Origin of the sequence: Streptomyces sp. NRRL S-337 (assembly GCF_000720175.1) — a bacterium.
Taxonomy (GTDB): Bacteria; Actinomycetota; Actinomycetes; order Streptomycetales; family Streptomycetaceae; genus Streptomyces; species Streptomyces siderophoricus.
Window position 1 is genome coordinate 1 of record NZ_JOIX01000095.1, and the last position, 26,449, is coordinate 26,449.

Consider the following 26,449-nt stretch of genomic DNA (forward strand, 5'->3'; position numbering starts at 1 on the left):
TTGTTCGTGGACGTAAAGCGACAGCAGTCCACGAACAAGGCCCCGGAGGTCCGTCACCGCACCCACAACAAACCCAGCCCGCCGCAGGCGCAACGGCGAGACGACCCGCGGCGGGACAGCCAACAACGTGCGGGGCGCCGCAAAGCGCACAACGGCGAACAAGCCCCGCGGCGGGACAGCCAAGTACGTACGCGGCACCGCAAAGCGCAGCGGAACGGCGAGGCACCACCACGGCGCTGCAGCCGAGTACGTGGGCCTACGAGCTAAAAGGCGTCCAGTGCCCGCACATGGACGCCCCCGCTCTCCGTCGTGAGTTCCGACAGGCTCTGCGGTGTGCGGATGACCGCGAAGCGGACGCCGTCGGGGGAGGCGGCGTAGCCGTAGACGCCGGGGCGGGGGAGCGAGTTGTACGCGAAGTGCGTGGAGAAGTAGTACGCGCCGGTGTCGAGCAGGGCGGCGTGGTCGCCGGACCGCAGGAGGGGGAGCGGGCGGTTCTCGGCGATCAGGTCGCCGGCGAAGCAGCAGGGGCCGGCGATGTCCTGGGCGACCGGAGTTCCCGTTTTGGGGCGCCCGTCGGCGTCGTAGGCCGCGACCCGGAGCGGCCAGGCCTCGGGGACGAAGACCGTACGGGTGGCGACCTGGGCGCCGGCATGGGTGACCGCGATCGGGCGGCCGCCCGCCGACTTCGCGTACTCGACGCGGGCGAGGACCGTGCCGTGCTTGGCCAGCAGGGAGCGGCCGAACTCGGTGATCAGGCCGTACCGCCCGGCGAGCAGCCCGGGAACGGCCGAGCGGAGCAGTGCGGCGTACTCGCGGTAGGTGGGGGTGGTGGCGTCGGAGGAGAAGTTGACGGGGAGGCCGCCGCCGATGTCCAGGGTGTCGATCTGCTGCCTGCCGGCCCGTTCGTTGATCTCCTCGGCGAGGTCGAACAGGGTGCGCACCCCGGCGCCCATCAGCTCCAGCGGCATGCCCTGCGAACCGACGTGGGCGTGCAGCCGGCTCAGCCACGGGCGGTCGAGGCAGGCGCGGACGACCCAGTCGCGGGCGCCCTCGTCGCGCAGCGCGATACCGAACTTCGAGGTGTCGGTGGCGGTGCTCATCGCCCCGATGCGGCCGCCGCCGATCTGCGGATTGACCCGCAGGCCGACGGGCGCGGTGCTCGGCACGGACTCCCTCAGGCGGTCGATCCGGGCGAGTTCCTCGCGGTTGTCGGCGTTGACGGCGATCCCGAGGGCCAGCGCCTCCCGCAGCTCGGCGGGAGTCTTGGCCGGTGAGTCCAGGACCGTGCGGTCGGCCGGTACCCCGGCGGCCCGGGCCAGTGCCAGCTCTCCGGGGCTGGCCACCTCGCAGCCGAGCCCCTCCTGCGCCAGCAGCCTCAGTACCGGCACCAGTGAGGCCGCCTTGACGGCGAAGGCGTGCAGCACCGGTGTGCCGGGGGTGGCGAACTCCTCGAAGGCGGCGTGGAGTTCGGCCGCCGACCGTCGGACGCCGGAGATGTCCAGCAGCCCCGCCACCGGCTCCTCGGGCCCCACCAGCCCCTGCGCAACGGCTGCCTGTACGGCACGGTCTCGGTCCGTGTTCGTCATGGGGCCACTCCATCATCGCCCGGGGGCCCCGCGCCATCGCTTACCGGGTGGGGCGGTCGTGGTGGGTGCAAGGGGCCCGGCCGGCGCCGTCCCGGGGGTGGACGGACGCCGGCCGGGCCCGGGGCGGACCGGGCGAGCCCGGTCAGGCTGCGGGGGCCGCTCCGAGGTTGGCCTTGCGGTGGCGTTCGCCGAGGCGGGAGCCGGACTCGCGGCGGGCGGCACGGCGCAGCAGGGGTATGGCGAGCAGGAAGCCGACCACGGCCCAGGCGGCCAGGACCAGGGCGACCGTCGGCAGCTCCCAGGAGCCGGCAGGTTCCGCGGCCCGGGCGGCGTCCGGGAGCAGCGCCGAGCGCACGCCCTGGGCCATCCACTTCAGCGGGAAGACGGAGGCGATCTTCTGGACGATCGTGGGCAGCGAGGTGAGCGGGAACATCGCCCCGGACGTCACCAGCAGGCCCATGGCGGGCAGCATGATCAGCGCCAGCGCCTCGCGCGGATTGGGCAGGACGGCGCCGATGGCCGCACCGAGCGGCACCACGGCCAGCAGCCCCAGCGCGCTGACCCACAGCAGTGTCAGCCAGCCGTCGATGCTGTGCGGCAGCGGCCCGTTCGCCACCAGCGCGCCGGCGCTCAGCAGGACGACCAGAGTGGCCAGTGCCATCGTGACGACCAGCACCGACTTGGCGATGAGGTACGCCGGTATGCCGCCGGGGGTCGTCCGCAGGCGCAGCAGGGTGCCCTCCTCCCGCTCCGTCACCAGGATCTGCGGGAGGTTCACCAGCCCGATCTGGAAGAGCAGGTAGGCGGCGAAACCGCAGAGCGCCAGGTGCGTCATCGGGACATGCGTGCCCGGTACGTCGTCGTGCAGATTGCTCACGACCACCAGCGCGACCACGATGTTGATCAGATGGCTGCCCAGCTCCTTCCGGTTGCGGAACAGATGCCGTACCTCGATCCTGCCGCGCAGGAAGCCGGCCCTCCAGTAGCGCCGGCGGGAACCGGAACTGCCTCCGCCCGGGCTCCGACCGCCCTCGCCAACTCCCTTGCCCGCCATGCCGTTCGCCCCGTCCGCGTCCGTCGCTTCCGTCACCGTGGTGACCGCTGTCATGTCCGTCCCCCTTGTGGTCTGTGCTGCTGTCCGCCGGGCCCTCAGGCGGCGTGGTTCTGCCTGCCGCCGCCGTCGAGGGCGTCTGCCACCGGTCCGGCCGCGGCCTGCGGCGCCTCTTCCTGGTGCACCATCCGCAGGTAGGTGTCCTCCAGCGTCGGGCGGCGCACCTCCAGGTCGGCGACCGGGCCGCCGATCTCGCGGTGGAGCTCCCAGACCAGCCGGGAGGGGTCCGCGGTGCGCTCCCGCCGGGCCGTGCCGTCGGGTGCCGTCCAGCGCACCTCGGCCTGGGCGGCGGCACTGCGGGCCAGCTCCGCCGGGGTGCCGTGGGCCCGGATCCGGCCGTTGACCAGCATCGCTATCCGGTCGGCCAGCCGCTCGGCCTCCACCAGGTCGTGCGTGGTGAGCAGGACCGTGACGCCCTCGTCGCGTGCCAGCCGCTCGATCAGGTCGTGGAAGTCGCGGCGGGCTTCCGGGTCGAAGCCGGTGGTCGGTTCGTCCAGGAAGACCAGCTCGGGGCGGCCCACCAGGGCGAGCGCCACGTCCAGGCGGCGGCGCTGCCCGCCGGAGAGCTGCTCCACCTGCTTGCCGGACTGTCCGGTGAGGCCGACCAGGGCCAGCAGTTCAGCCGGATCGCGCGGTGCCTCGTGGTACGTGGCGAAGTGGGTCAGCAACTCGGCCACCCGCCAGCGGCGGTGGTCCCGCCAGGACTGCAGCACCAGGCCGATCCGGCCGCGCCAGGCGTCGCCGCCGCGGGCCGGGTCCGTGCCCAGCACCCGGACGGTCCCGGCGGAACGCTGCCGGAAGCCCTCCAGGATCTCGACGGTGGTGCTCTTGCCGGCGCCGTTGGGACCGAGCAGCGCGAAGACCTCTCCGCGCCGGACGTCCAGGTCGACGCCGTGCAGCACATCGGTGCTGCCGTAGGACATCCGCAGGCCGCTCACCTGGATGACCGGCGGTGCGGCGTCGGCGGTCGGGGGCACGGGTGCGCCCTCGGTGATCGTCATCGGTGTGCCTCCGCGTGCTGTTGCTGAGTGGTCGGGTCCGAGATCTGTCCCGGATCGGGGGGAGGGGCCGCGGGGGCAGGGGTGGGCCCGGCGCCCTCGACGATCGCCCGGAGCGCGGCCACATGCCCCTCGAAGGCGGTGCGGCCACGGCTCGTCAGCCGTACCTTGGTGCGGCGTTTGCGTCCGCCGCCCTCCTTGCGGATCTCCAGGTATCCGGCTTCCTCCAGGGTGTGCAGCTGCTTGGACAGCGCCGAGTCGCTGAGCGAGAGGCTGTCCCGGATGAAGGAGAAGTCCGCCCATTCCGTCGCGGCGAGCAGGGCGACGACCGACAGCCGGGTGGAGGGGTGGATCAGTTCGTCGAAGCCCGATGGAGTGCTCATCGGCGCGCCTCCTCAGGGGCGGTTCTCTCGTGGGGGTCGCTCAGGGCCCGGCCGCGCAGCGGGCTGACCGCCCAGCGGTTGGCCGGGCCGACGAAGAGCACGAAGGCGCCGGCGGAGAGCGTGGCCTGGATCAGGCTGCCGTAGGGCAGCGTCAGCCAGTCGGTCAGGCGCCCGGTGAGGATGATCGTGCCGCCGCCGACGACCATGCCCGCGAAGAGGGTGATGACGCTGCGCCAGCCGTACCGCGACCGGTGCAGTCGCATCCGGCTGCGGCGGCTGTAGACGACGGCCAGCGTGACCAGGACGGCGACGTAGGCGGCGAGGGCCACGAAGGCGCCCCATTTCGGGAGGTCGAGCCCCCAGCTGGCGACGAAGAGCCACATGAGGGCCCCCGTGACGTACGTGCCCCGCCGGTCGTCCTGTGCGCAGCGCTCGACCTCGTCGTACACCCGCTCCTGGGGCACCCGGATGCGCTGGAGATCCTGCCAGGCCCGCTCGGCATCCACCGGTGTGGTCATGTCCTTCGCCTCCCCGTTGGCGTTTCAGACGGGCGGGGCCCGCACCGGCACCCCACCTCAACTTTCCTACCGGGAAAGCTAACACCGGCTTTCCCGCTGGGCAAGTCGAACGAACGGGGCTGTGGAAAACCTTCACCGCATCCTGTTGACTAGCACTATTCATCGCCCCCAAGATGTGAATAGCTCAATCCATTCGATGTTCAGGGAGGCACGGCCCATGTCGGGACCGCGACCCGTGCGGGCGCCGCGCGGTACGGAGCTGAGTGCTCGGGGATGGCAGCAGGAAGCCGCGCTGCGCATGCTGCAGAACAACCTCGATCCGGAGGTGGCCGAGCATCCGGACAAGCTCGTCGTCTACGGCGGCACCGGCAAGGCCGCCCGTGACTGGCGCTCCTTCGACGCGATGGTGCGCACGCTCACCACGCTCAAGCAGGACGAGACGATGCTCGTCCAGTCCGGCAAGCCGGTCGGCGTGATGCAGACGCACGAGTGGGCGCCGCGAGTGCTCATCGCCAACTCCAACCTCGTCGGCGACTGGGCCAACTGGGAGGAGTTCCGCCGCCTGGAGGCCCTCGGCCTCACCATGTACGGGCAGATGACCGCCGGTTCGTGGATCTACATCGGCACGCAGGGCATCCTCCAGGGCACGTACGAGACCTTCGCGGCCGTCGCGGCGAAGAAGTTCAACGGCACCCTGGCCGGCACGATCACCCTCACCGCCGGCCTCGGTGGCATGGGTGGCGCCCAGCCGCTCGCCGTCACCATGAACGACGGCGTCGCGATCTGCATCGACTGCGACCCGCGCGCCATCGAGCGGCGCATCGAGCACCGCTACCTGGACGTGAAGGCGGACAGCCTCCAGCACGCCCTCCAGCTCGCCGTCGAGGCCCGCGACCAGCGCAAGCCGCTGTCCATCGGGCTCCTCGGCAACGCCGCCGAGCTGCTGCCGCAGATGCTCGCCGAAGGCGCGCCGATCGACATCGTCACCGACCAGACCAGCGCCCACGACCCGCTGGCCTACCTGCCCGTCGGCATCGACTTCGCCGACATGGCCGCCTACGCGGCCGAGAAGCCCGCCGACTTCACCCAGCGGGCCCGCGAGTCCATGGCCCGGCACGTCGAGGCCATGGTCGGCTTCATGGACGCCGGCGCCGAGGTCTTCGACTACGGCAACTCCATCCGCGGCGAGGCTCAACTCGCCGGCTACGAGCGGGCCTTCGCCTTCCCCGGCTTCGTCCCCGCCTACATCCGGCCGCTGTTCGCCGAGGGCAAGGGGCCGTTCCGCTGGGCCGCGCTGTCCGGTGACGCCCGCGACATCGCGGCCACCGACAAGGCGATCCTGGACCTCTTCCCGGAGAACGAGTCGCTGGCCCGCTGGATCAAGATGGCCGGCGAGCGGGTCCACTTCCAGGGGCTGCCCGCCCGGATCTGCTGGCTCGGCTACGGCGAGCGGGACAAGGCCGGCGAGCGCTTCAACGAGATGGTCGCCGACGGCACGCTGCAGGCCCCGCTGGCCATCGGCCGCGACCACCTCGACTGCGGCTCCGTCGCCTCCCCCTACCGGGAGACCGAGGCCATGAAGGACGGCTCGGACGCGATCGCCGACTGGCCGCTGCTCAACGCCATGGTCAACGTCGCCTCCGGCGCCTCCTGGGTCTCGCTCCACCACGGCGGCGGCGTCGGCATGGGCCGCTCGATCCACGCCGGGCAGGTCACCGTCGCCGACGGCACCCCGCTGGCCGGCGAGAAGATCCGCCGGGTCCTCACCAACGACCCCGGCATGGGCGTCATCCGCCACGTCGACGCCGGCTACGAGCGCGCCGACGAGGTGGCCGCCGAGCGCGGCGTCCGCATCCCGATGCGCGAGGGCGAGGGCGCGTGACCGCCTCGTTCCACGAGATGTGGCAGGAGTTGCGGCCGCTCGGCCGCAACTCCGCCACCGGGGGATACCGCCGCTACGCCTGGACCGGCGCGGACACCGACTGCCGCGCGTGGTTCCGGGCGCAGGCCGAGGCCCGCGGACTCGCCTACGAACTCGACCGCAACGGCAACCAGTGGGCCTGGCTCGGCGCCACCGGCCACCAGGACGTGGCCCCCGGCGAGGCCGTCGTCACCGGCTCCCACCTGGACTCCGTGCCGGACGGCGGCGCCTTCGACGGCCCCCTCGGCGTCGTCTCCTCCTTCGCCGCACTCGACGAACTCCGCCGCAGGGGGGCCGCCCCCGCCAAGCCGCTGGCGATCGTCAACTTCGGCGACGAGGAAGGCGCCCGCTTCGGCCTGGCCTGCGTCGGCTCCCGGCTCACCGCCGGCGCCCTGACCCCCGAGGCCGCGCGCGAACTGCGCGACGCGGACGGCGTCTCGCTGCCGCAGGCCATGGAGCGCGCCGGATACGACCCCGACGCCATCGGCCCGGACCCCGAACGGCTCGCGGCGATCGGCGCGTTCGTCGAACTCCATGTCGAGCAGGGCCGCGCCCTGGACCTCTCCGGCGACCCGGTCGGCGTCGCCTCCGCCATCTGGCCGCACGGCCGCTGGCGGTTCGACTTCCACGGCGAGGCCAACCACGCCGGCACCACGCGCCTGGAGGACCGGCGCGACCCGATGCTCAGCTACGCCGCGACCGTCCTCGCCGCCCGGGAACAGGCCCGGCTGGCCGGCGCCCTGGCCACCTTCGGGAAGATCAGCGTGGAGCCGAACGGCGTCAACGCCATCCCCTCGCTCGTCCGCGGCTGGCTGGACTCCCGGGCAGCCGACCAGGAGACCCTGGACACCGTGGTGCACGGCATCGAGCAGGCCGCCGCCGAACGCGCCGCCCGCGACGGCGTGGACCTGAGCGTCGTCCGCGAATCCTTCACCCCGGTCGTGGAGTTCGAGCACGCCCTGCGGGACGAACTGAGCACCATCCTGGGCAAGACGGCACAGCGCCCGGTGCCCGTCCTCGGCACCGGCGCGGGCCATGACGCCGGTATTTTGTCCGGAACCGTCCCCACCGCCATGCTGTTCGTGCGCAACCCGACCGGTGTGTCCCACTCACCCGCCGAAGCGGCGGAGGAGGACGACTGCACCGCCGGGGTCCTCGCACTCGCCGACGTACTGGAGGGGCTGGCGTGCCGCTGACCACGCAGGCAACACCGACGACGTACTGGCTCGAACACGCCTGGCTCGGCAGCCACGTCGAGCCGGGCGTGACCCTGGAGACCGCGGACGGGCGGATCGCGGCCCTCCGCACCGGGGACGCCACCCCGCCGCCCGGCGCCACCGTCCTGCGCGGCCTGACGCTGCCCGGCCTGGCCAACGCGCACAGCCACGCCTTCCACCGCGCGCTGCGCGGCACCGTCCAGGTCGGCAGCGGCACCTTCTGGACCTGGCGCGAGATCATGTACGCCGTCGCCGACCGGCTCACCCCGGACAGCTACTTCGCCCTCGCCCGCGCCGTCTACGCCGAGATGGCGCTGGCCGGCATCACCTGCGTCGGCGAATTCCACTACCTCCACCACGCGCCCGGCGGCATCCGCTACGACGACCCCAACGCGATGGGCGAGGCGCTGATCGCGGCCGCCGCGGACGCCGGCATCCGCATCACCCTGCTCGACACCGCCTACCTCTCGTCCGGCTTCGGCGCGCCGCCCGACCAGCACCAGCTGCGCTTCTCCGACGGCACCGCGGACCGCTGGGCGCAGCGCGCCGACGCGCTCAAGGAGGACCGCGAGCACGTCCGCATCGGCGCCGCCATCCACTCCGTACGCGCCGTGCCCGCCGGCCAGCTCGGCACCGTCGCGGAGTGGGCCCGCGAACGGCAGGCCCCCCTGCACGTCCACCTCTCCGAGCAGACCGCCGAGAACGACGCCTGCCGCGCCGCCCACGGCCGCACCCCCACCCAGCTGCTCGCCGACCACGGGGCGCTGGGCCGGCGCACCACGGCCGTGCACGCCACCCACCTCACCGACCAGGACATCGCCCTGCTCGGCGGCTCCACCACCGGCGTGTGCATGTGCCCCACCACCGAGCGCGACCTCGCCGACGGCATCGGCCCGGCCTCCCGGGTCCAGAGCGCCGGCAGCCCGCTGTCCCTCGGCAGCGACAGCCACGCCGTCATCGACCTGCTCGAAGAGGCCCGCGCCATGGAGCTCGACGAGCGGCTGCGCACCCGGACCCGCGGGCACTGGACCGCGGCCGCCCTGCTGCGCGCCGCCACCGCCGACGGCCATGCCGCCCTCGGCTGGGACGATGCCGGCACCCTGGAGACCGGCGCGCTCGCCGACCTCACCACGATCGCACTGGACTCCGTACGCACCGCCGGACCACTGCCCCGGCTGGCCGCCGAAACGGCAGTATTCGCCGCCTCCGCGGCGGACGTGCGACACACCATCGTCGGCGGGCGGCAGATCGTCCGGGACGGTGTGCACACTCTTGTCCCCGACGTGCCCGCAGCCCTCGCCGAGTCCATCGCCGCCGTACGCGGCTGAAGGAGAACACCCCCGCGATGACGACGACCTCCGCGCCGACCACCGCCATCACCCACATCGCCCAGCTCGTCACCAACGACCCCTCCCTCGGTGAAGGCCCCCTCGGTCTGATCCAGGACGCCGCGGTCGTCATCGACGGCGACCGCATCGCCTGGGTCGGTCCCTCCAGCAAAGCACCCGCCACCGACAACGCCGTCGACGCCGCCGGCCGGGCCGGCATCCCCGGCTTCGTCGACTCCCACTCCCACCTGGTCTTCGCCGGCGACCGCACCGAGGAGTTCAACGCCCGGATGTCCGGGCGCCCGTACTCCGCCGGCGGCATCCGCACCACCGTCGCCGCCACCCGCGCCGCCACCGACGGGGAACTGGAGGCCAACCTCACCCGCCACCTCGCCGAGGCCCTCCGCCAGGGCACGACGACGTTCGAGACCAAGTCCGGCTACGGCCTGACCGTCGAGGACGAGGCCCGGGCGCTGCGCATCGCCGCCGCGCACACCGACGAGGTCACCTTCCTCGGCGCCCACATCGTCTCCCCCGACTACGCCGACGACCCGGCCGGCTACGTCGACCTGGTCACCGGCCCGATGCTGGACGCCTGCGCCCCGCACGCCCGCTGGATCGACGTCTTCTGCGAGAAGGGCGCCTTCGACGGCGACCAGGCCCGCGCGATCCTCACCGCCGGCAAGGCCCGCGGCCTCGCACCGCGGGTGCACGCCAACCAGCTCGGCCACGGCCCCGGCGTGCAGATCGCGGTCGAGCTCGGCGCCGCCTCCGCCGACCACTGCACCCACCTCAGCCCCGCGGACATCGACGCCCTCGCCCAGTCCGACACCGTCGCCACGCTGCTGCCCGGCGCGGAGTTCTCCACCCGCGCACAGTGGCCCGACGCCCGCCCGCTGCTCGATGCCGGTGCCACCGTCGCGCTGTCCACCGACTGCAACCCCGGCTCGTCCTTCACCAGTTCCATGCCGTTCTGCATCGCCCTGGCTGTCCGCGACATGGGCATGACCCCCGATGAGGCCCTCTGGTCGGCCACCGCGGGCGGCGCCCGCGCGCTGCGCCGCACCGACGTCGGCCGCATCACCCCCGGTGCCCGCGCCGACCTGGCCCTCCTGGACGCCCCCAGCCATGTCCACCTCGCCTACCGCCCGGGCGTCCCGCTCGTCTCGGCCGTGTGGCACAAGGGAGTTCTGGTCTGACGCCGCACGGTCCCCGCAGGCCGCCGGACGCGGAGGAGGGCCCGTCCCGGGTTACCGGGGCGGGCCCTCCTCCGCGCGGGCGGTGCCGGCCTTCGGGGACCGGCGGGAGCGACCGTGGTCCTCACTCCTCGACCATCAGCCCCTTGCGGAGCCGGCCGAGCGTGCGGGAGAGCAGCCGGGAGACGTGCATCTGGGAGATGCCCAGCTCCTCGCCGATCTCGGACTGCGTCATGTTCGCCACGAAGCGCAGGGACAGGATCTTCCGGTCGCGCGGCGGGAGTTCGGCGATCAGCGGCTTCAACGACTCGACGTACTCGATGCCTTCGAGTCCGTGGTCCTCGTAGCCGATCCGGTCCGCCAGCGCGCCTTCGCTGTCGTCCTCCTCGGGCTGGGCGTCCAGCGAGCTCGCGGTGTACGCGTTGCTCGCGGCCATCCCCTCGACGACCTCGTCCCGGGTGAGGCCGAGGCGTTCGGCGAGTTCGTGCACCGTGGGGGCGCGGTCCAGCTTCTGCGCGAGTTCGTCGCCCGCCTTCGCGAGGTCCAGACGCAGTTCCTGCAGACGCCTCGGTACGCGCACCGACCAGCTGGTGTCACGGAAGAAGCGCTTGATCTCGCCGACGATGGTCGGCATCGCGAACGTCGGGAACTCCACCCCGCGGCTCAGTTCGAAGCGGTCTATCGCCTTGATCAGGCCGATCGTGCCGACCTGGACGATGTCCTCCATCGGCTCGCTGCGGGAGCGGAAGCGGGAGGCCGCGAACTTCACCAGGGCGAGGTTGAGCTCGACCAGGGTGTTGCGGACGTAGGCGAATTCGTGGGTGCCTTCCTCAAGCGATTCGAGCCGCTCGAAGAGGGTCTTGGACAGAGCCCTCGCGTCCACCGGGCCCACCTCGTCGAACGGCGGGATCTCGGGCAGATCGTCGATCTCGGGAAAAACCGCCGGATCGGATTCGGCAGCGATCGGCTGGGAAGGGATGTGCCCGGTCGGGTCGGACAGGGGTGTCGACGATGCGGACTGCCGGGTGTCGTCGGTACGCAGTTCGTCGAGCCGGGGTGACATGGTCTCCTCCATCGTTCTCGGCATATGGCTGCCGATGCCTCTCCGTGAAGCCTTCGGTGTGCGGCGCCTCCAAAGCCGGCCGTTGCGAATGTGTTCTTCTACGCCTACCTGTCTTTGCCGGAAGATGGCAAGTAAGCGTTGTCCGTATATTGGGCAATATGCGGATTGTTCGGCTACCGGCGCGCGCCAGGAAGGCGTAGGGTTCGACGAGCGCAGTCGCTGGTAATCCAGTCGTCTAGACAGCAAAAGGGTGCGCTTCGCATGGACCGCGGGACGGTCGGCAGTGCAAGCCGTGGCCGGCTTCACGTCGAGATCCGCCATCACGGCGCGAGCGCCGTTGTGACGGTCACAGGTGAGCTCGATCACCACACCGCGGATCTGTTGCGGGAATCACTCGAAGGCTGTGTGGACGACGGGTACGCACGCCTGGTGGTCGACTGCTCACAGCTCGAATTCATGGACTCCACCGGCCTCAACGTACTGCTCGGCGCGCGCCTGAAGGCGGAGGCCGAGGGGGGCGGGGTCCACCTGGCCGGGATGCAACCGGTGGTTGCCCGGGTATTCGAGATCACCGGCGCTGAGGCAGTCTTCACGGTGCACGATTCCGTCGATGCGGCCCTGGCCGAGTGACCTGACGACGGTGTCCGGAACGATCTGTTCCGGGCGCGTAGTCCGTGTCACAACTTCCGTACCCAAGAAGTGGGTGTTCTCACGGTCCGGTCGGGCAGGAGACATCTGAATCCGTTGCAAGCAGTCCGCTATCTGTTCTCCGTGAATAGGCGAATCGGTGAGGTGAAGCGCTGATGAGCACCACCCGGCCGTACCCGCCGGGCGATCTCGGCCCGGAGCCGGGCGGCGCCGGTGCTTCCGCCGCCGTTCCGTCCGCCGCCATGCCGGCGGGCCAGATCCGCCGGCTGCGCCTGGCGGGCACCCGGGGCGCCGTGGCACGTGGCCGTGATTTCGCCCGGCAGGCCCTGCACGACTGGGGCTGGCTGCCGGCCGCCAACGCCGACCAGCGGGCCGCCGCCGAGGACGTGCTGCTCGTCGTGTCGGAGCTGGTCACCAACGCCTGTCTGCACGCCGAGGGGCCCGAGGAACTGCGGCTGCGGTGCACCTCCAAGATGCTGCGGCTGGAGGTTACCGACCTCGGCGCGGGCTCGCCGGCGCCGCGCAGCCCGCACCGCCCCGGCCGCCCCGGCGGCCACGGCATGTTCATCGTGCAGCGGCTCTGCCTGGACTGGGGCGTGGTGCGCAACCCCGACGGCACGGGCAAGACCGTCTGGGCGGAGCTCGCCGCACCGGCCTGACCAAGGCGGCGGCAGAAGAGCAGCGCGGGTCCGCGGACCCGCGCTTTTGCCGTTCCCGGGCGCGGGCTCGCCACCGCCGGGCGGCCGGATGTGCCCGCCGCCGCGGCCCCGCGCCGATCGGGGCTGTGCTGTGCCTTCCCTCGGCAAGGTCCCCGGCGTACCTTGAGCGGCCAATCTGATGTGCCGTCAGGAACAGTCGGCGGTGCGCCCACCGGGAGAAGGGGAACGGACAGTGGCCCGCTTCTACGCACAGCACGGCCGGCGACCGCGCCGGGCGGCCGGCCTCGCCACCGCCGTGGTGATGACGGCGGGGTCCGCGGTGCTGCTCACCGCGCCGGCCGCCCACGCCGACGTCGTCGACGTCAACTACCAGTGCAAAACGCCGATCGGGAACAAGGGCGCGGTCTCGCCGATCGACATCACGAGCACCCCCAGCGGCGGTGCGTACAAGCTGGTGATGTCCTTCCGGAAGGGGGTCTCCTCCAGCCCCGTCGAGCTGGGCAAGGGCGCCATGAAGCCGAGCGCGCTGATCAAGCTGGGCGGCGCGGAGAGCGGTACGGTCCCGGTCGCCGGGCCGCCCAACGACCGGGCGATTCCGGCCAACACCCCCATCAAGATCAGTGACTTGAGCGGGACGTACACCCCCAAGGCGAGCGGCAAGGTCACCTTCACGGCTTCCACCCTCACCATCAAGGCGCTCGGCACCACGACCACCTGCACCCCCGGCAACCATCCCAAGCCCTCGCTCACGCTGGACGTGAAGGGCTCCGGCGGCAGCGCGGCCGGCGGCGGTACGGGCGGCTCCTCCGGCCGACAACTGCCGCAGACCGGGCCGGCGGACTCCGCGGTGGCACTGGGCACCCTGGGCGGCACGGTGCTGCTGGCCGGCGCGGCCGGGGTGCTCTGGCTGACCCGCCGTCACCAGCGCGTCTGACCCCCTCCGGACCGCCGCCCGCGCACCACGTGCAGCCTGTGCACCACGAGTACCAGGAGCCGCCGATGCCGTTCCGTCCTCGCCCCGCGGTCAGCGGTGCGGTCCTCGCGGCCGCAGCGGTACTGCTGTGCCCCGCCACGGCCCAGGCCCGCCCCGCCGCGCCGGCCGGGCCGGGCTGGTCCGCCGCGCCCGCCCCCGGCCGCGGCGCCGAACCGGGCGCGCAGGACCGCCCGTACTTCTACCTGGAGGGGGCGCCGGGCACCGTGCTCTCGGACCGGCTGTCCCTCGGCAACCCCACCCGCCGGGCCGTCACCGTACGGCTGCGCGGCACCGGCGGAGGGACGGGCGGCGGCACCGGTTCCTGGCTCCGGTTCGCCGCGGGGCAGATCACGGTCCCGCCGCGCACCCGGGCGAGCGTCCCGTTCACGGTGACGCTGCCGCGGGACGCCGCCCCGGGCGACCACCCCGGCACGATCACGGCGACCGGCGGACCGGCGCGGCACGGCGGGCCCACGGTCCGGCGCACCGTACCGGTCCACCTACGGGTGGCCGGCCCGGCGCTCTCCGCGCTGACCGCCGAGGACGTGTCGGTGCACCGGCGGGGGAGTGCGGCGGTCATCCGGTACACGCTGGTCAACCGCGGGAACACGGTGCTCACCCCACGGCTGGCGGTGCGCGCCGACGGCGTCCTCAGACCGGTGCTGCGGCGCGCCGCACGTACCCTGCCGCTCACGCTGGAGCCCGGCCGGCGGGCCCGCCTGACGGAGGACTGGCCCGATCCGCCGGCCCTGGACGCGGTGCGCCTCCGGCTCACGGTGACCGCGGCCGGCGGTGCGCAGGACGCCGTCACGGCCTCGTACACCGCCCTCCCCCGGGGCGTCGCGGCCGGGGCGGTGCTGGTCCCGGTGGCGGGCGCGGCCGGCCTGGTGGCCGTACGGCGGCGACGCCGGCGTAGGCGCGGGGACGAGCGGGACGAGCGGCGGGACGGGGGAGGGAGCAGCGGTGACAGCGGTGGCAGCGGTGACAGGAACGGGCGGCCCGCGACGGCGGCCGCCCTTCCCGCGGCCGTCGTTACCGTCCTCGTCGCCGCCCTCGTCGTGGTTCCGACGGCGGCCGGTACCGCCCGGGCCGCGTCGCCGGCCGAGGCCCCCGGTGGCCACCGGACCGTCCAGCTCTCCACGAAGGAGGCCGGCAAGGGCGGCACCGTGACCGTGACCGGGCGCGGCTGGCGGCCCAAGGCCCTGCTCACCCTGCTGATCTGCGGGCAGAACATGATCGGCGGGACCAACTCCTGCGCCAACGGGGACGGCCGGGCGGTCACCACCGACGCGCACGGCGCCTTCCGCAGGCGCCTGCCGGTCGCCGAACCGCCCAAGCCCTGCCCCTGCGTGGTGCACGTGGCGACGGTGACCGGGGCGGCGGCCGCCGCGGACGCCGCGTTCAAGGTGGCTGGCCACCCGGTGGCGCCGCTGCCGAGGGAGCGCACCGGCGGCCGGCTGGCGGTGCTGTCCCCGCCGCGGCTGGCCGGCAGCAGCGGACTGCTCACCTGGTTCGGCGCCCCGCCGCAGCGTGCACTGACCGTCACGGTCGGCAATCTCGGCTCCGCGCCGGCCCGGAACCCGGTCTTCAAGGTCGGCACCTCGCACGGCGTCTTCGCCCCCCGGTGGGAGGAGCAGCGGTGGCGAGGGACCGTACCGCCCGGCGGGAAGGTCCAGGTCAAGCTGCCGGTCGAGCTGGCGGCCGGCGCCCACGGGGACTATCTGGTCTCCCTCCAATACGGCGGCAAGGTGCTGGCCGAGCAGCCGTGGGGCGTCGGCCGGCCCTGGGGCGTGACGCTCTTCTGGGTGCTGCTGTGCGTCGTGGTCCCGACCGCCGTGTTCCGTATCGGCATGGCGCTCGTGGACCGGGTCCGCCCGCGCCGCCCGGCGGGTCACGCCCGCCCCCGCATCCGTACCCGTCGTACCACGCCGGCCGGCGACCGTGCCGCGCTGCCGTGGTTCACCCCGGACACCGCACCGTCCACCACCACATCCACGAAACGACCGACGTCGAAAGGTTCTACGTGATGAGGCAACGGAGGAGAGCCGCGGTGGCCTCGGTGGCCGCGCTGGCGCTCGCGGGAGCGGGCATCCTGGCGGCGGCCGGTGCCGCCGAGGCAGCGGAGGTCTCGTACCGGACGGAGTGTCTGCCGCCACCGATATCGGGGCTGCCGCCGATCGAGGGCACCACGAAGGTGGACGTCAGCGCGCCCGCCACGGCCAAGGTCGGGGACGAGATCGAGGTGGTCTGGAAGACCGTCGAGGGCGCGTCCAAGAACCCCGACATCCTCGACCTGGGCAAGGACACCGTGCAGCCGACCGGCACGATCAAGGTGGCCGGTGCGCAGACCGGGGACCTGGCGATGCAGGGGCCGCGGCAGAACCCGCCGATCCCCAAGGGCGCCCCGATGAAGCTGTCCGACATGACGGGCAAGCTCAAGCTGACCCGGCCCGGTGAGGTCACGCTGACCCCCGGCTTCTACAACATCAACGTCAACCGGCCGATCTCCACGGACACCAAGTGCTCGCCCAAGGAGGCGGTGAAGCCCGCGGTGACGATCAAGGTCACCGACGGCGGGGGCTCCACCGGCGGCACGACCGGCGGCAGTACGGCCGGAACGACGGGCGGCAGTACGGGCGGGACCACCTCGGGCACCTCCGGGGGCAGCACCGGCGGGAGCACCGCGGGCGGCAGCACCGGCGGCTCCACGGACGGCGGCAGCACCGGCGGTTCCACCACCGGCGGTTCGACCGGCGGCACCGCGTACAAGGGCAAGGAGATCCAGGTCCCCTACGCCTGCAAGACGCCCATCGGCGACAAGAAGGCGACCTCCCCGGTACAGATCAACGCCGTGAAGAAGGGCGGCGGTTACGACCTGACGGTGCAGTTCAAGAAGTCCGTGATGAACAGCCCGGCGGACATCCCCAAGGACTCCGTCAAGCCGTCGATGGACGTCAAGGTGGGCGGCGCCGACAAGGGAACGGTCAAGGTGGCGGGCCCGGCCAACTCCCAGCCCATCAAGTCGGGCGATCCGATCGAGATCCCCGATCTGAAGGGCACCTACACGCCGGGCGCCACCGGCAAGGCCACGCTGAGCCCGGGCGTGCTCACGGTCAACGCCCTGGGCACGACGACGACCTGCACCCCGGAGAAGGACCCCGGCGCCTCGCTCACCCTCGACACCGCGGCCCAGCCGGGCGGCACCTCCGGCGGCTCGCCGGGTGGCTCCACGGGCGGGACCACGGCGTCCGGCGGTGACACGGCGTCCGGCGGCAGCGCGACCGGGTCGGCCGGCGGCTCGGGCAGCAGCAGCGGCAGCGGCGGCGGCGAGCTGGCCCACACCGGCGCGGGCGGACGGGGCGCGCTGACCGCGCTCGGCCTGCTGGCCGGCACCGCCGTCCTGCTGGGCGGCGCGGTGTTCACGGTCCTGCCGCGGCGCCGGGCCCGGCTGCGCTGACCCGGCGGGTCCACCGCACGACGAAGGGGGCGCCGCACCGTCGGTGCGACGCCCCCTTTCCTTGTCCGGGGCCGGCAGGCGTCAGTTGACGCCGCCCATCAGCTCCTTGACCCGCTTGCGGGACGTCCAGATGCCGATGCCGGCGACGACCGCGAGGGCGGCCTCGACGGCGACCGAACCCGAGGTGTTCAGGTCGACGTTCAGCTGCGGCGAGGTCAGCAGGCCCGCCACGGAGTCACCGGCGGTGACCGCGAGGAACCAGACACCCATCATCTGGGAGCTGTACTTGGCGGGCGCCATCTTCGTGGTGACCGACAGGCCGACCGGGGAGAGGCAGAGCTCACCGATGGTCTGGATGAAGTAGATCGCCACCAGCCACATCGGGCTGACCCGGCCGCCGTTGGCCGCGGTGTCCAGCAGCGGGAAGAGGAAGACGGCGAACGAGATGCCGATCAGCGCGAGGCTGGACGCGAACTTGACGGCGGTGCTCGGCTCCTTGCCGCGCTTGTTCAGCCACAGCCACCCGGAGGCGACCACCGGGGCGAGCGCCATGATGAAGATCGGGTTCAGCGACTGGTACCAGGACGTCGGGAAGTGGAAGCCCAGCAGGTCGTTGGTGGTCGAGTGCTCGCCGAAGATCGACAGGGTCGAGCCGTTCTGGTCGTAGATCATCCAGAAGACGGCGGCGACCACGAAGAACCAGATGTAGCCGGAGAGCTTGGACTGCTCCAGCTCCGAGAGCTCCTTGTCGCGCTTCATGCGGAACAGCACGGCGACCGGGATGACCAGACCGGCGATGGTGATCGGCATCAGCGCCCAGTCGGCGAAGTTACCGGTCACCCCGAGCAGGGTGTAGAACACGGCCGCGACGATCAGCCAGACCAGGCCCTTGCGCAGCACGGACGCCTTCTCCTGCGCCGACGCGGGCTGCGAGACGACGTCGCTCTCGGCGGCCAGGTGGCGGGTGCCCAGCAGGAACTGCGCGAGGCCGAGGGCCATGCCGACCGCGGCGAGTGTGAAGCCGAAGTGCCAGTTGACGCTCTCGCCGACGGTGCCGATGGACAGCGGGGCGAGGAAGGCGCCGAGGTTGATGCCGATGTAGAAGAGCGTGAAGCCACCGTCACGGCGCGGGTCCTGCGGACCGTCGTAGAGGTGGCCGACCATCGTGGAGATGTTCGCCTTCAGCAGGCCGGAGCCGAGCGCCACCAGGATGAGGCCGGCGAAGAAGGTCGCCGCGGTGGGCAGGGCGAGCGTGATGTGACCCGCGATGACGACGACGGCGCCGATGGCGACCGTCTTGCGCGGCCCCCAGAAGCGGTCGGCCATCCAGCCGCCCGGCATGGCGAGCAGATAGACCATCGCCATGTACACGGAGTAGATCGCCGTGGCCGTCGTGGCCTGCATGTGCATGCCGCCGGGGGCGATCAGGTACAGCGGGAGTAGAGCCTTCATGCCGTAGAAGCTGAAGCGCTCCCACATCTCGGTCATGAAGAGCGTGGCCAGTCCGCGCGGGTGGCCGAAGAAGGTCTTGCCGCCGTTCACAGGGGTTCCCTGCTGGGCAGCGCCCTTCGTCAGGCTGGACGCCATGATGGTTCCTTGCTGCTCGGGACGCTCGCGAAGGCCGTGAGGCGCCCGGTGGGGGATGACCGGCACCGGCGCGGACCTGCCCGCCCCCACGCCCGGGGGTTCGGTGTGCGCGTCGTTCATCGAAGGCAGCACCGGCAGGACGGTCCGACACCGGGATCCACGCCCCCCGTGCTGCTCGCGCGGTGGACCCGGTCGACAGGTCAATCACTGTGTATCGGGGCTGGTCGTGCCAGCCCCGCACACAACAGGGACCGGTGACGTCAGTTGAGCGTCACGGTCCCGGTGGTTGTGCGTTGGACGTTGTATTCACCATACGACTCGATCCGGCACCGTTGGGGCTCGTGAGACAACGCTCACACTGAAGTGGGGAACCACGCGCGCCCCTCCGGGCGACCGCGCGCGGCGCCCCGCGCGGGCGCGCCGCGGGTCACGCTGCAGCAACGGTCCGCCGTCGGCCATCCGTGCTGGTCCGCCCCTCGGGCCGGATACATCGGACTACCATCGGCCCATGACCCGTGTACTGCTCGCCGAGGATGACGCGTCCATCTCGGAGCCGCTCGCCCGCGCCCTGCGCCGCGAGGGTTACGAAGTCGAGGTGCGCGAGGACGGCCCGACGGCGCTGGACGCCGGTATCCAGGGCAACATCGACCTCGTCGTCCTGGACCTGGGACTGCCCGGCATGGACGGCCTGGAGGTCGCCCGCCGGCTGCGCAACGAAGGCCATTCCTTCCCCATCCTGGTGCTGACCGCCCGCGCCGACGAGGTGGACACCGTCGTCGGCCTGGATGCCGGCGCCGACGACTACGTCACCAAGCCGTTCCGGCTCGCCGAACTCCTCGCCCGGGTACGGGCCCTGCTCCGCCGCGGCTCCACCGCCGAGCCCCAGCAGCCGCCGGCCACCCACGGCGTCCGCATCGACGTCGAATCGCACCGCGCCTGGATGGGCGAGGAGGAACTCCAGCTCACGGCGAAGGAGTTCGACCTGCTGCGGGTCCTGGTGCGGGACGCCGGCCGGGTCGTCACCCGCGACCAGCTCATGCGCGAGGTCTGGGACACCACCTGGTGGTCGTCCACGAAGACGCTGGACATGCACATCTCCTGGCTCCGCAAGAAGCTCGGGGACGATGCCGCCAACCCCCGCTACATCGCCACCGTCCGCGGTGTCGGCTTCCGCTTCGAAAAGAGCTAGGGGCCCGTGCGCCGCCGCCTGATCAACTCCACGCTCGCCGTGGTCCTCGTCGTGATCGCCGTCTTCGGCGTCTCCCTCGTCATCGTCGAGACCCGCACGATCCAGGCCGGCGCGCAGGAGAGCGTGGCCTCCGAGGCGGTCCGGCTGGTCGGGATAGTGGAGAGCCGGCTCGGCAGCGGGGAGAGGATCACCCCCGACGTGCTCTCCGAGCAGATCACCGCCAAGCGGCACGCTGAGATCAAGGTGCCCGGCAAACCACCGATCGAGATCGGGCAGCGCCCCGCCGGCGACGTCATCCAGTCGACCGTGCGCGGCGACCGCGGCGAATCCGTCACGGTCCAGGAGTCCCGGTCCACGGTCAGTTCGGAGATCGGCCGGACGCTGCTGGTCATCCTGGCCGTCGCGCTGCTGGCGATCCTCGCGGCCGTCGTGCTGGCCGTCCGTCAGGCCCGCCGGCTGACCGCACCGCTGACCGACCTCGCCGAGACCGCCGAGCGGCTCGGCTCCGGCGACCCCCGCCCGCGCCACCGCCGCTACGGCGTGCAGGAGCTGGACCGGGTCGCCGACGTGCTCGACGCCAGCGCCGAGCGGATCGCGCGGATGCTGACCGCCGAGCGGCGGCTGGCCGCGGACGCCTCGCACCAGCTGCGGACGCCGCTGACCGCGCTGTCCATGCGGCTGGAGGAGATCACCCTCACCGACGACCCGGACACCGTGAAGGAAGAGGCCACCATCGCGCTGGCCCAGGTGGAGCGGCTGACCGACGTCGTGCAACGGCTGCTGACCAACTCCCGCGACCCGCGCAGCGGCTCCGCGGTCGCCTTCGATCTGGACGAGGTCGTCAAGCAGCAGATCGAGGAATGGCGGCCGGCCTACCGCAGCGCGGGGCGGGCCATCGTCCGCTCCGGGAAGAAGGGCCTGCGGGCCGTCGGCACACCGGGCGCGGTCGCGCAGGTGCTGGCCACCCTGATCGAGAACTCGCTGATGCACGGCGACGGCACGGTCGCGCTGCGTACCCGCGTCACCGGCAACCAGGCCGTCGTCGAGGTCACCGACGCCGGGCCCGGAGTGCCGCCGGACCTCGGCTCGCGGGTCTTCGAACGGACCGTCTCCGGCCGTAATTCGACGGGGCTGGGGCTGGCCGTCGCACGGGACCTGGCGGAGGCGGACGGCGGGCGGCTGGAACTGCTGCAGCAGCATCCGCCGGTCTTCGCGCTGTTCCTGGCCCGGGAGGCCGAGCCCGTCGAGGAGTGACGCCTGCCGGCGCCGCCGGCGGGCTACTTGCGGGAGGCGGGCCGCCGCGCGTGCGGGGCGCGGTGCGGCCCGTCCGCGCCGTCGGCGAGGAAGGACTCGGCCGTCTCTATCGCCTCGCGGGCCGGCAGCGTACGGAAGACCCAGGTGCGGTACGACCAGAAGCGGAAGAGCGTGGCGAGCCCGATGCCGAGGAACTTGAAGACGTTGTTCTGCAGCGGGGTGTCCCAGTGGAAGCCGTACGTCGCGATGTAGAGCAGGCCGTTCTCGATCACCAGGCCGACCGCGCTGAACAGCAGGAAGAGCGTCAGCTCCTTCGTGCGGCCCTGGTTGTCGCGGTCCCGGTAGGTGAAGTACCGGTAGCCGAGGTAGTTGGTGCCGGTCGCCACGACCGTGGCGATGATGCTCGCCCGCACCACGGGCACCTCGGTCAGATGCCGTACGAGGTTGAAGACCACGAAGTTGACCACGACGCCCGCGCCCCCGACGGCACCGAACTTCACCACTTCGCGGGTGAGCGCCTCCAGCCTCGACCGCAGTGCGCTCCGTTCACTCATGGTGCTCGTTCAGCTCCCCGTCGTGGGCGGTGTGCGCGGCCGTCAACCTTGGTCCGCACCCTCATGCTAACCACGCCCGCCACAAGCGCTCCCGTCGACCGCTCAGCCGACCGTCACACGGAAGTTGAGGACGCGGGCCCCCGGCTCGTCGGCCGCCCCCGCCGAGCAGCGCCGACAGCGCACCAGACGTAAGTCCGTACGCCCCGGCCCGACCGCCTCGAAGTCGAGGTAGCGGGCCGGGCCGGCGCTGCCGCGGGCCTCGTGGCCGCCGGCGGACCGCAGCACGGCCGGGTCGGGCCGGGGCACGGCGACGATCCAGCGGAAGCCGCCGGCGGGATCGTCGGCGACCTCCACGCTGAAGTGCTCGCCGGCGGACACCGCGATCTCGGTGTCGTCCGGGCCGTAGACCTTCGGCGCGGACAGCTGGCTGAAAACGGAGTGCAGGGCGATCAGCAGCGCGGCGATCGCGATGACGATCACCAGCGTCCTGGCGCCCCTGGATATGTCGCTGTTCTCCATCCGGCCTCCCCTTCGCCGGGCCCGGGCCGGGCACCGGGCCTCGCCCCGTACCGGCTGCCCCGGCCCGGGGCCAACGGCCGGTGGTGATCTACCACCGGCGATCTTCGAACGTGCGCACTCGGAGGATCATCCAAGGCCGGGTCAGGCGGAACGACGGCTTACGGATACCCTGGGGGCGTGACGTTCCCGGTAGTCGGCATGGTCGGCGGCGGTCAGCTCGCCCGTATGACCCACGAGGCGGGTATCCCCCTCGGCATCAAGTTCAAGCTCCTCAGTGACACCCCGCAGGATTCGGCGGCCCAGGTGGTCAGCGAAGTCGTCATCGGCGACTACCGCGATCTCGACACCCTGCGCGCCTTCGCCCGCGGCTGCGACGTGATCACCTTCGACCACGAGCACGTGCCCACCGAGCATTTGCGGGCCCTGGAGGCCGACGGAATCCCCGTCCGCCCCGGTCCCGACGCGCTGGTGCACGCCCAGGACAAGGGCGTGATGCGGGCGAAGCTGGACGCGATCGGCGCGCCCTGCCCGCGCCACCGCATCGTCTCGGACCCCGAGGACGTGGTGCGGTTCGCGCAGGAAATCAGCGGGGGCGGCGCACAGCCCCTCGGTGAGTGGCCGGGCGACGGGTCGGGCGGCTTCCCGGTGGTCCTCAAGACCGTCCGCGGGGGCTATGACGGCAAGGGTGTCTGGGTCGTGCGATCCTCCAAGGAGGCCGCCGAGCCGTTCTGCGCCGGGGTGCCCGTCCTCGCGGAGGAAAAGGTCGATTTCGCCCGCGAACTCGCGGCCAACATCGTCCGCTCCCCGCACGGCCAGGCCGTCGCCTACCCGGTCGTGGAGTCCATCCAGGTCGACGGTGTCTGCGACACGGTGATCGCCCCGGCGCCCGACCTCGACCCCGAACTGGCCGGGCAGGCACAGGAACTCGCGCTGCGGATCGGCAAGGAACTGGGCGTCGTCGGCCACCTCGCCGTCGAGCTCTTCGAGACCGCCGACGGCCGGATCCTCGTCAACGAGCTCGCCATGCGCCCGCACAACTCCGGCCACTGGACCCAGGACGGCGCGATCACCTCGCAGTTCGCCAACCACGTCCGTGCCGTGCTCGACCTCCCGCTCGGCGACCCGCGCCCGCGCGCCCGCTGGACGGTGATGGCCAACGTCCTCGGCGGCGACTACCCCGACATGTACCACGCGTATCTGCATTGCATGGCCCGGGACCCGCAGCTGAAGATCCATATGTACGGCAAGGACGTGAAGCCCGGCCGTAAGGTCGGACACGTCAACACCTACGGCGACGACCTGGCGGATGTGCGCGAGCGCGCCGCGCACGCCGCCGGCTACCTGCGAGGAACGATCACCGAATGACTTCTCCCGCGTCCCCCCTCGTCGGCATCGTCATGGGCTCCGACTCCGACTGGCCCGTCATGGAGGCCGCCGCCCAGGCCCTCGCCGAGTTCGAGGTGTCCCACGAGGTCGACGTCGTCTCGGCCCACCGGATGCCCCGCGAAATGATCACGTACGGCGAGGACGCGGCGGACCGCGGCCTGAAGGTGATCATCGCCGGCGCGGGCGGCGCGGCCCACCTCCCCGGGATGCTCGCCTCGGTCACCCCGCTGCCCGTCATCGGCGTCCCCGTACCGCTCAAGTACCTCGACGGCATGGACTCCCTGCTGTCCATCGTGCAGATGCCCGCCGGTGTGCCGGTCGCCACCGTCTCCGTCGGCGGGGCCCGCAACGCCGGACTGCTCGCCGTCCGGATGCTCGCCGCGCACGACCCCGAACTCCTCGGCCGGATGCGGGAGTTCCAGCAGGAGCTGAACGAACAGGCCACCGAGAAGGGCCGCCGGCTGCGCAACAAGGTCGCCACCCCCGGCGGGTTCGGGTTCGGGGGCGCCAAGTGAGCAGCTCCCGGGACACCGCCCGGGAGCTGCTCACCCGCTGGCCCGTCGTCGACGGCCACAACGACCTGCCCTGGGCGCTGCGCGAGCAGGTCCGCTACGACCTCGACCGGCGCGACATCGCCACCGACCAGTCCGCCACCCTGCACACCGACCTGCCGCGGTTGCGGGCCGGCGGCGTCGGCGCGCAGTTCTGGTCGGTCTACGTACGCGCCGACTACGCGGGCGACACCGCGGTCAGCGCCACCCTCGAACAGATCGACGCGGTACGGCAATTGGTCGCCCGCTACCCCGACGCGCTGCGTCTGGCGCACACCGCCGACGACATCGAGGCGGCCCGCGCCGAGGGCCGGATCGCGTCCCTGATGGGCGCCGAGGGCGGCCACTCCATCAACAACTCGCTCGCCACCCTGCGCACCCTGCACCAGCTGGGCGTGCGCTATATGACCCTCACCCACAACGACACCATCGACTGGGCGGACTCGGCGACCGACGAGCCGCGCCACAACGGCCTGTCCGCCTTCGGTGAGGAGGTCGTCCGGGAGATGAACCGCTGCGGGATGCTGGTCGACCTCTCGCACGTCTCCGCGGACACCATGCGCGACGCCCTGCGGGTCAGCACCGCGCCGGTGATCTTCTCGCACTCCTCCGCACGGGCCGTCTGCGACCACCCGCGCAACGTCCCCGACGACGTGCTGGCCCAGCTGCCCGCCAACGGCGGCATCGCGATGGCCACCTTCGTCCCGAAGTTCGTGCTGCCCGAGGCGGTGGAGTGGACCCGGCGGGCCGACGAGAACATGCGCGCCCACGGCCTGCACCACCTCGACACCACGGAGGAGGGCATGGCCGTCCACCGGGCCTTCGAGGCCGCCGACCCGCGGCCGAGGGCCACCGCGGCGACCGTCGCCGACCACCTCGACCACATGCGCGAGGTCGCCGGCGTCGACCACATCGGCCTCGGCGGCGACTTCGACGGCACCGCCTTCACCCCCGACGACCTGGCGGACGTCGCGGGCTACCCGAACCTGATCGCCGAACTGCTGGACCGCAACTGGTCCGAGGCCGACCTGGCCAAGCTGACCTGGCAGAACGCGGTCCGCACGCTGCGCGCGGCGGAAGACGTGGCGCGCGCCGAGCGGCAGCGGCGCGGCCCGTCCCACGCGACGATCGAGCAACTGGACGGCTGATCGCGGCCGTTACTTGAGGCAGAGGCAGAAGGGGTGCCCGGCGGGGTCGAGATAGACCCGGAAGTCGCGCACCCCTTCGTCGTGCTGCACGAGCTTCGCGCCCAGCTCGACGACCTTGCGCTCGGCCTCGTCGATGTCCGCCCGGGCCACGTCGAAGTCCAGGTGCAGTTGCTGCGGCACGTCCTGGCCCGGCCACTGCGGCGGCCGGTAGCCGCTCTCCACCCGCTGGAAGGCCAGCGTCCGGCCGTTGGGCCCGGCGACCTCGATCCAGTCGTCCTCGTCGCCCCGCGTCACCCGCCAGCCGAGCATCTGCGCGTAGAACTCCGCGAGCGCGGTGTGGTCGGGACAGTCCAGCACGGTGACACCGAGCGTGATCATGGCGTTACCTCCATACGCGTCCAACCGGTAACTTCGTTACTGCATGATGGCAGCTATCGGTAACATTGCAAGGTGGCATCCCGAACGGCCCCGGACTCCCTGCTCCTCGTGCAGGACCTGGTCAACACCCTCGACATCGAGACCGGCGCGGACACGCTGTGCGCCGACGGCGGCTCCCGCGCCTTCCTGCGCGACCACGGGTTCCCGGAACTCGCCCTGGAAAACGACGAGTTGACCACCCTCCAGCAGCTACGAGAAGCACTGCGCACCGCCTGCCTGGCCCACACCACGGGCGCCCCGCTCCCCACCCCGGCGGCTCGGACGCTGAACCGGCTGCTGGCCGAAGCGCCCCTGGTACTGGTCGTGGCCGAAGACGGCCGCCCCGCGCTCCGCCCCGCCGACGGCCTCCGAGGCGCCGCCCACCTCACCGCCCACATCGCCGCCGCGGTGGCGACCGCGGTCGCCGACGGCACCTGGACCCGGCTCAAGGCCTGCGAGGCCCATGACTGCCGCTGGGCCTTCTACGACCGCAGCCCGGCCGCCCGCGGGCGCTGGTGCGACATGGCGGTCTGCGGGAGCCGGGCGAAGATGCGCACGTATCGCGCGAAGCGCGCGTAGCGGTGCCTCCCACGTAGTTGGCCGTCCCGCCGCGGGGGTTGCTCGCCGTTGCGCTTTGCGGCGCCGCGTACGTAGTTGTCTGTCCCGCCGCGGTTGTTGTTCGCCGTGGCGCCTGCGGCGGGCTGGGTGGGTGTTGGGTGCGGTGACGGGCCTGCGGGGCCGGTGTTTGGGACTGCTGTCGCTTTACGTCCCAAACACCGGCCCCTC

At 72.3% G+C, this 26,449-nt stretch carries 25 protein-coding genes; 15 read left to right on the forward strand and 10 right to left on the reverse strand.

The genetic code is table 11. The features are described 5' to 3' along the window. Positions 1-263: 263 nt before the first annotated feature. The 5 genes from IG62_RS0136455 to IG62_RS0136475 form a co-directional block, all read right to left on the reverse strand. Complete coding sequence (locus tag IG62_RS0136455; protein ID WP_030813873.1) at positions 264-1,586, reverse strand: diaminopimelate decarboxylase; 1,323 nt, start codon at positions 1,584-1,586, stop codon at positions 264-266. Between the two features lie 142 nt (positions 1,587-1,728). Continuing rightward, complete coding sequence (locus tag IG62_RS0136460) at positions 1,729-2,694, reverse strand: ABC transporter permease (RefSeq protein WP_078872470.1); 966 nt, start codon at positions 2,692-2,694, stop codon at positions 1,729-1,731. A 41-nt stretch (positions 2,695-2,735) separates the two neighbouring features. Further along, positions 2,736-3,698: an ABC transporter ATP-binding protein gene (locus tag IG62_RS0136465; protein ID WP_051799100.1), complete on the reverse strand. Its 963-nt coding sequence runs from the start codon at positions 3,696-3,698 to the stop codon at positions 2,736-2,738. Next, positions 3,695-4,078 carry a transcriptional regulator gene (locus IG62_RS42705; RefSeq protein ID WP_030813881.1) on the reverse strand — a complete coding sequence of 128 codons (384 nt, stop codon included), beginning with the start codon at positions 4,076-4,078 and terminating at the stop codon, positions 3,695-3,697. The genes IG62_RS0136465 and IG62_RS42705 overlap by 4 nt, the downstream gene beginning before the upstream one ends. Beyond that, positions 4,075-4,596 (reverse strand): hypothetical protein, encoded by a 522-nt coding sequence (locus tag IG62_RS0136475; RefSeq protein ID WP_051799102.1) that lies wholly within the window; start codon positions 4,594-4,596, stop codon positions 4,075-4,077. The genes IG62_RS42705 and IG62_RS0136475 overlap by 4 nt, the downstream gene beginning before the upstream one ends. Before the next feature lie 217 nt (positions 4,597-4,813). Here IG62_RS0136475 and hutU point away from each other — a divergent pair, with 217 nt between their 5' ends. The 4 genes from hutU to hutI are packed head-to-tail and all read left to right on the forward strand — an operon-like array spanning position 4,814 to position 10,261. Beyond that, positions 4,814-6,478, forward strand: coding sequence for a urocanate hydratase (gene hutU, locus IG62_RS0136480; RefSeq protein WP_030813885.1), 1,665 nt, complete (start codon positions 4,814-4,816; stop codon positions 6,476-6,478). Between the two features lie 17 nt (positions 6,479-6,495). Beyond that, on the forward strand, positions 6,496-7,713 hold the full coding sequence (locus tag IG62_RS0136485; RefSeq protein ID WP_234326892.1) for an allantoate amidohydrolase: 1,218 nt from the start codon (positions 6,496-6,498) through the stop codon (positions 7,711-7,713). After that, a complete protein-coding gene (locus IG62_RS0136490; RefSeq protein WP_030813889.1) occupies positions 7,704-9,062 on the forward strand; it encodes a formimidoylglutamate deiminase in 1,359 nt (452 codons plus the stop codon). The genes IG62_RS0136485 and IG62_RS0136490 overlap by 10 nt, the downstream gene beginning before the upstream one ends. A 17-nt stretch (positions 9,063-9,079) precedes the next feature. Then, complete coding sequence (hutI, locus tag IG62_RS0136495; RefSeq protein WP_030813892.1) at positions 9,080-10,261, forward strand: imidazolonepropionase; 1,182 nt, start codon at positions 9,080-9,082, stop codon at positions 10,259-10,261. A 121-nt stretch (positions 10,262-10,382) separates the two neighbouring features. Here hutI and IG62_RS0136500 read toward each other — a convergent pair whose 3' ends face one another. Beyond that, positions 10,383-11,321, reverse strand: a complete 939-nt coding sequence (locus tag IG62_RS0136500; RefSeq protein ID WP_107053118.1) for an RNA polymerase sigma factor SigF — start codon at positions 11,319-11,321, stop codon at positions 10,383-10,385. A gap of 261 nt (positions 11,322-11,582) precedes the next feature. Here IG62_RS0136500 and IG62_RS0136505 point away from each other — a divergent pair, with 261 nt between their 5' ends. The 5 genes from IG62_RS0136505 to IG62_RS47515 all read left to right on the forward strand — a co-directional run bounded on the left by IG62_RS0136505 (position 11,583) and on the right by IG62_RS47515 (position 17,058). After that, positions 11,583-11,951, forward strand: a complete 369-nt coding sequence (locus IG62_RS0136505; RefSeq protein ID WP_030416081.1) for an STAS domain-containing protein — start codon at positions 11,583-11,585, stop codon at positions 11,949-11,951. Between the two features lie 173 nt (positions 11,952-12,124). After that, complete coding sequence (locus IG62_RS0136510; protein WP_030416080.1) at positions 12,125-12,628, forward strand: ATP-binding protein; 504 nt, start codon at positions 12,125-12,127, stop codon at positions 12,626-12,628. Positions 12,629-12,860: 232 nt separating this feature from the next. After that, positions 12,861-13,562 carry an LPXTG cell wall anchor domain-containing protein gene (locus IG62_RS0136515; RefSeq protein ID WP_030813898.1) on the forward strand — a complete coding sequence of 234 codons (702 nt, stop codon included), beginning with the start codon at positions 12,861-12,863 and terminating at the stop codon, positions 13,560-13,562. A 1,097-nt stretch (positions 13,563-14,659) separates the two neighbouring features. Further along, positions 14,660-15,628 carry a hypothetical protein gene (locus IG62_RS0136520; protein ID WP_051799104.1) on the forward strand — a complete coding sequence of 323 codons (969 nt, stop codon included), beginning with the start codon at positions 14,660-14,662 and terminating at the stop codon, positions 15,626-15,628. Then, positions 15,628-17,058, forward strand: a complete 1,431-nt coding sequence (locus tag IG62_RS47515) for a hypothetical protein (RefSeq protein ID WP_030813903.1) — start codon at positions 15,628-15,630, stop codon at positions 17,056-17,058. Before IG62_RS0136520 ends, IG62_RS47515 begins: the two co-directional genes overlap by 1 nt. An 81-nt stretch (positions 17,059-17,139) precedes the next feature. Here IG62_RS47515 and IG62_RS0136530 read toward each other — a convergent pair whose 3' ends face one another. Continuing rightward, positions 17,140-18,645 carry a peptide MFS transporter gene (locus tag IG62_RS0136530; RefSeq protein ID WP_030813908.1) on the reverse strand — a complete coding sequence of 502 codons (1,506 nt, stop codon included), beginning with the start codon at positions 18,643-18,645 and terminating at the stop codon, positions 17,140-17,142. A 508-nt stretch (positions 18,646-19,153) separates the two neighbouring features. Between IG62_RS0136530 and IG62_RS0136535 the strand changes: the two genes are divergently transcribed. After that, positions 19,154-19,834 (forward strand): response regulator transcription factor, encoded by a 681-nt coding sequence (locus tag IG62_RS0136535; RefSeq protein ID WP_030416075.1) that lies wholly within the window; start codon positions 19,154-19,156, stop codon positions 19,832-19,834. Positions 19,835-19,840: 6 nt separating this feature from the next. Beyond that, entirely contained in the window at positions 19,841-21,088 is a 1,248-nt protein-coding gene (locus IG62_RS0136540) for an ATP-binding protein (protein ID WP_030813910.1), read from the forward strand. 23 nt (positions 21,089-21,111) lie between these two features. Here the strand turns inward: IG62_RS0136540 and IG62_RS0136545 are convergent, their stop codons facing one another. Both IG62_RS0136545 and IG62_RS0136550 read right to left on the reverse strand, forming a co-directional pair. Then, complete coding sequence (locus tag IG62_RS0136545; RefSeq protein WP_030813913.1) at positions 21,112-21,642, reverse strand: GtrA family protein; 531 nt, start codon at positions 21,640-21,642, stop codon at positions 21,112-21,114. Positions 21,643-21,744: 102 nt separating this feature from the next. Then, positions 21,745-22,161: a protease inhibitor I42 family protein gene (locus IG62_RS0136550; protein ID WP_234326891.1), complete on the reverse strand. Its 417-nt coding sequence runs from the start codon at positions 22,159-22,161 to the stop codon at positions 21,745-21,747. Positions 22,162-22,359: 198 nt separating this feature from the next. Here IG62_RS0136550 and IG62_RS0136555 point away from each other — a divergent pair, with 198 nt between their 5' ends. The 3 genes from IG62_RS0136555 to IG62_RS0136565 are packed head-to-tail and all read left to right on the forward strand — an operon-like array spanning position 22,360 to position 25,246. Continuing rightward, on the forward strand, positions 22,360-23,526 hold the full coding sequence (locus IG62_RS0136555) for a 5-(carboxyamino)imidazole ribonucleotide synthase (protein WP_234326893.1): 1,167 nt from the start codon (positions 22,360-22,362) through the stop codon (positions 23,524-23,526). Beyond that, entirely contained in the window at positions 23,523-24,062 is a 540-nt protein-coding gene (gene purE / locus IG62_RS0136560) for a 5-(carboxyamino)imidazole ribonucleotide mutase (protein ID WP_030813920.1), read from the forward strand. Before IG62_RS0136555 ends, purE begins: the two co-directional genes overlap by 4 nt. Beyond that, positions 24,059-25,246, forward strand: coding sequence for a dipeptidase (locus tag IG62_RS0136565; RefSeq protein ID WP_030813925.1), 1,188 nt, complete (start codon positions 24,059-24,061; stop codon positions 25,244-25,246). The genes purE and IG62_RS0136565 overlap by 4 nt, the downstream gene beginning before the upstream one ends. Before the next feature lie 9 nt (positions 25,247-25,255). Here IG62_RS0136565 and IG62_RS0136570 read toward each other — a convergent pair whose 3' ends face one another. Next, entirely contained in the window at positions 25,256-25,624 is a 369-nt protein-coding gene (locus IG62_RS0136570) for a VOC family protein (protein WP_030813926.1), read from the reverse strand. Positions 25,625-25,696: 72 nt separating this feature from the next. Here IG62_RS0136570 and IG62_RS0136575 point away from each other — a divergent pair, with 72 nt between their 5' ends. Further along, complete coding sequence (locus IG62_RS0136575) at positions 25,697-26,242, forward strand: CGNR zinc finger domain-containing protein (RefSeq protein ID WP_030813928.1); 546 nt, start codon at positions 25,697-25,699, stop codon at positions 26,240-26,242. The last annotated feature ends 207 nt before the right edge of the window (positions 26,243-26,449 follow it).

Excerpts from the sequence above, each read along its gene's own strand:
- IG62_RS0136500 (WP_107053118.1), bottom strand. The coding sequence starts at position 11,321 with ATGTCACCCCGGCTCGACGAACTGCGTACCGACGACACCCGGCAGTCC.
- IG62_RS47515 (WP_030813903.1), top strand. The coding sequence starts at position 15,628 with ATGAGGCAACGGAGGAGAGCCGCGGTGGCCTCGGTGGCCGCGCTGGCG.
- IG62_RS0136545 (WP_030813913.1), bottom strand. The coding sequence starts at position 21,642 with ATGAGTGAACGGAGCGCACTGCGGTCGAGGCTGGAGGCGCTCACCCGC.
- IG62_RS0136465 (WP_051799100.1), bottom strand. The coding sequence starts at position 3,698 with ATGACGATCACCGAGGGCGCACCCGTGCCCCCGACCGCCGACGCCGCA.
- IG62_RS0136510 (WP_030416080.1), top strand. The coding sequence starts at position 12,125 with ATGAGCACCACCCGGCCGTACCCGCCGGGCGATCTCGGCCCGGAGCCG.
- hutU (WP_030813885.1), top strand. The coding sequence starts at position 4,814 with ATGTCGGGACCGCGACCCGTGCGGGCGCCGCGCGGTACGGAGCTGAGT.
- IG62_RS0136460 (WP_078872470.1), bottom strand. The coding sequence starts at position 2,694 with ATGACAGCGGTCACCACGGTGACGGAAGCGACGGACGCGGACGGGGCG.
- IG62_RS42705 (WP_030813881.1), bottom strand. The coding sequence starts at position 4,078 with ATGAGCACTCCATCGGGCTTCGACGAACTGATCCACCCCTCCACCCGG.
- IG62_RS0136485 (WP_234326892.1), top strand. The coding sequence starts at position 6,496 with ATGTGGCAGGAGTTGCGGCCGCTCGGCCGCAACTCCGCCACCGGGGGA.
- IG62_RS0136530 (WP_030813908.1), bottom strand. The coding sequence starts at position 18,645 with ATGGCGTCCAGCCTGACGAAGGGCGCTGCCCAGCAGGGAACCCCTGTG.
- IG62_RS0136535 (WP_030416075.1), top strand. The coding sequence starts at position 19,154 with ATGACCCGTGTACTGCTCGCCGAGGATGACGCGTCCATCTCGGAGCCG.
- IG62_RS0136455 (WP_030813873.1), bottom strand. The coding sequence starts at position 1,586 with ATGACGAACACGGACCGAGACCGTGCCGTACAGGCAGCCGTTGCGCAG.
- IG62_RS0136555 (WP_234326893.1), top strand. The coding sequence starts at position 22,360 with ATGGTCGGCGGCGGTCAGCTCGCCCGTATGACCCACGAGGCGGGTATC.
- purE (WP_030813920.1), top strand. The coding sequence starts at position 23,523 with ATGACTTCTCCCGCGTCCCCCCTCGTCGGCATCGTCATGGGCTCCGAC.
- hutI (WP_030813892.1), top strand. The coding sequence starts at position 9,080 with ATGACGACGACCTCCGCGCCGACCACCGCCATCACCCACATCGCCCAG.
- IG62_RS0136550 (WP_234326891.1), bottom strand. The coding sequence starts at position 22,161 with ATGGAGAACAGCGACATATCCAGGGGCGCCAGGACGCTGGTGATCGTC.
- IG62_RS0136505 (WP_030416081.1), top strand. The coding sequence starts at position 11,583 with ATGGACCGCGGGACGGTCGGCAGTGCAAGCCGTGGCCGGCTTCACGTC.
- IG62_RS0136475 (WP_051799102.1), bottom strand. The coding sequence starts at position 4,596 with ATGACCACACCGGTGGATGCCGAGCGGGCCTGGCAGGATCTCCAGCGC.
- IG62_RS0136570 (WP_030813926.1), bottom strand. The coding sequence starts at position 25,624 with ATGATCACGCTCGGTGTCACCGTGCTGGACTGTCCCGACCACACCGCG.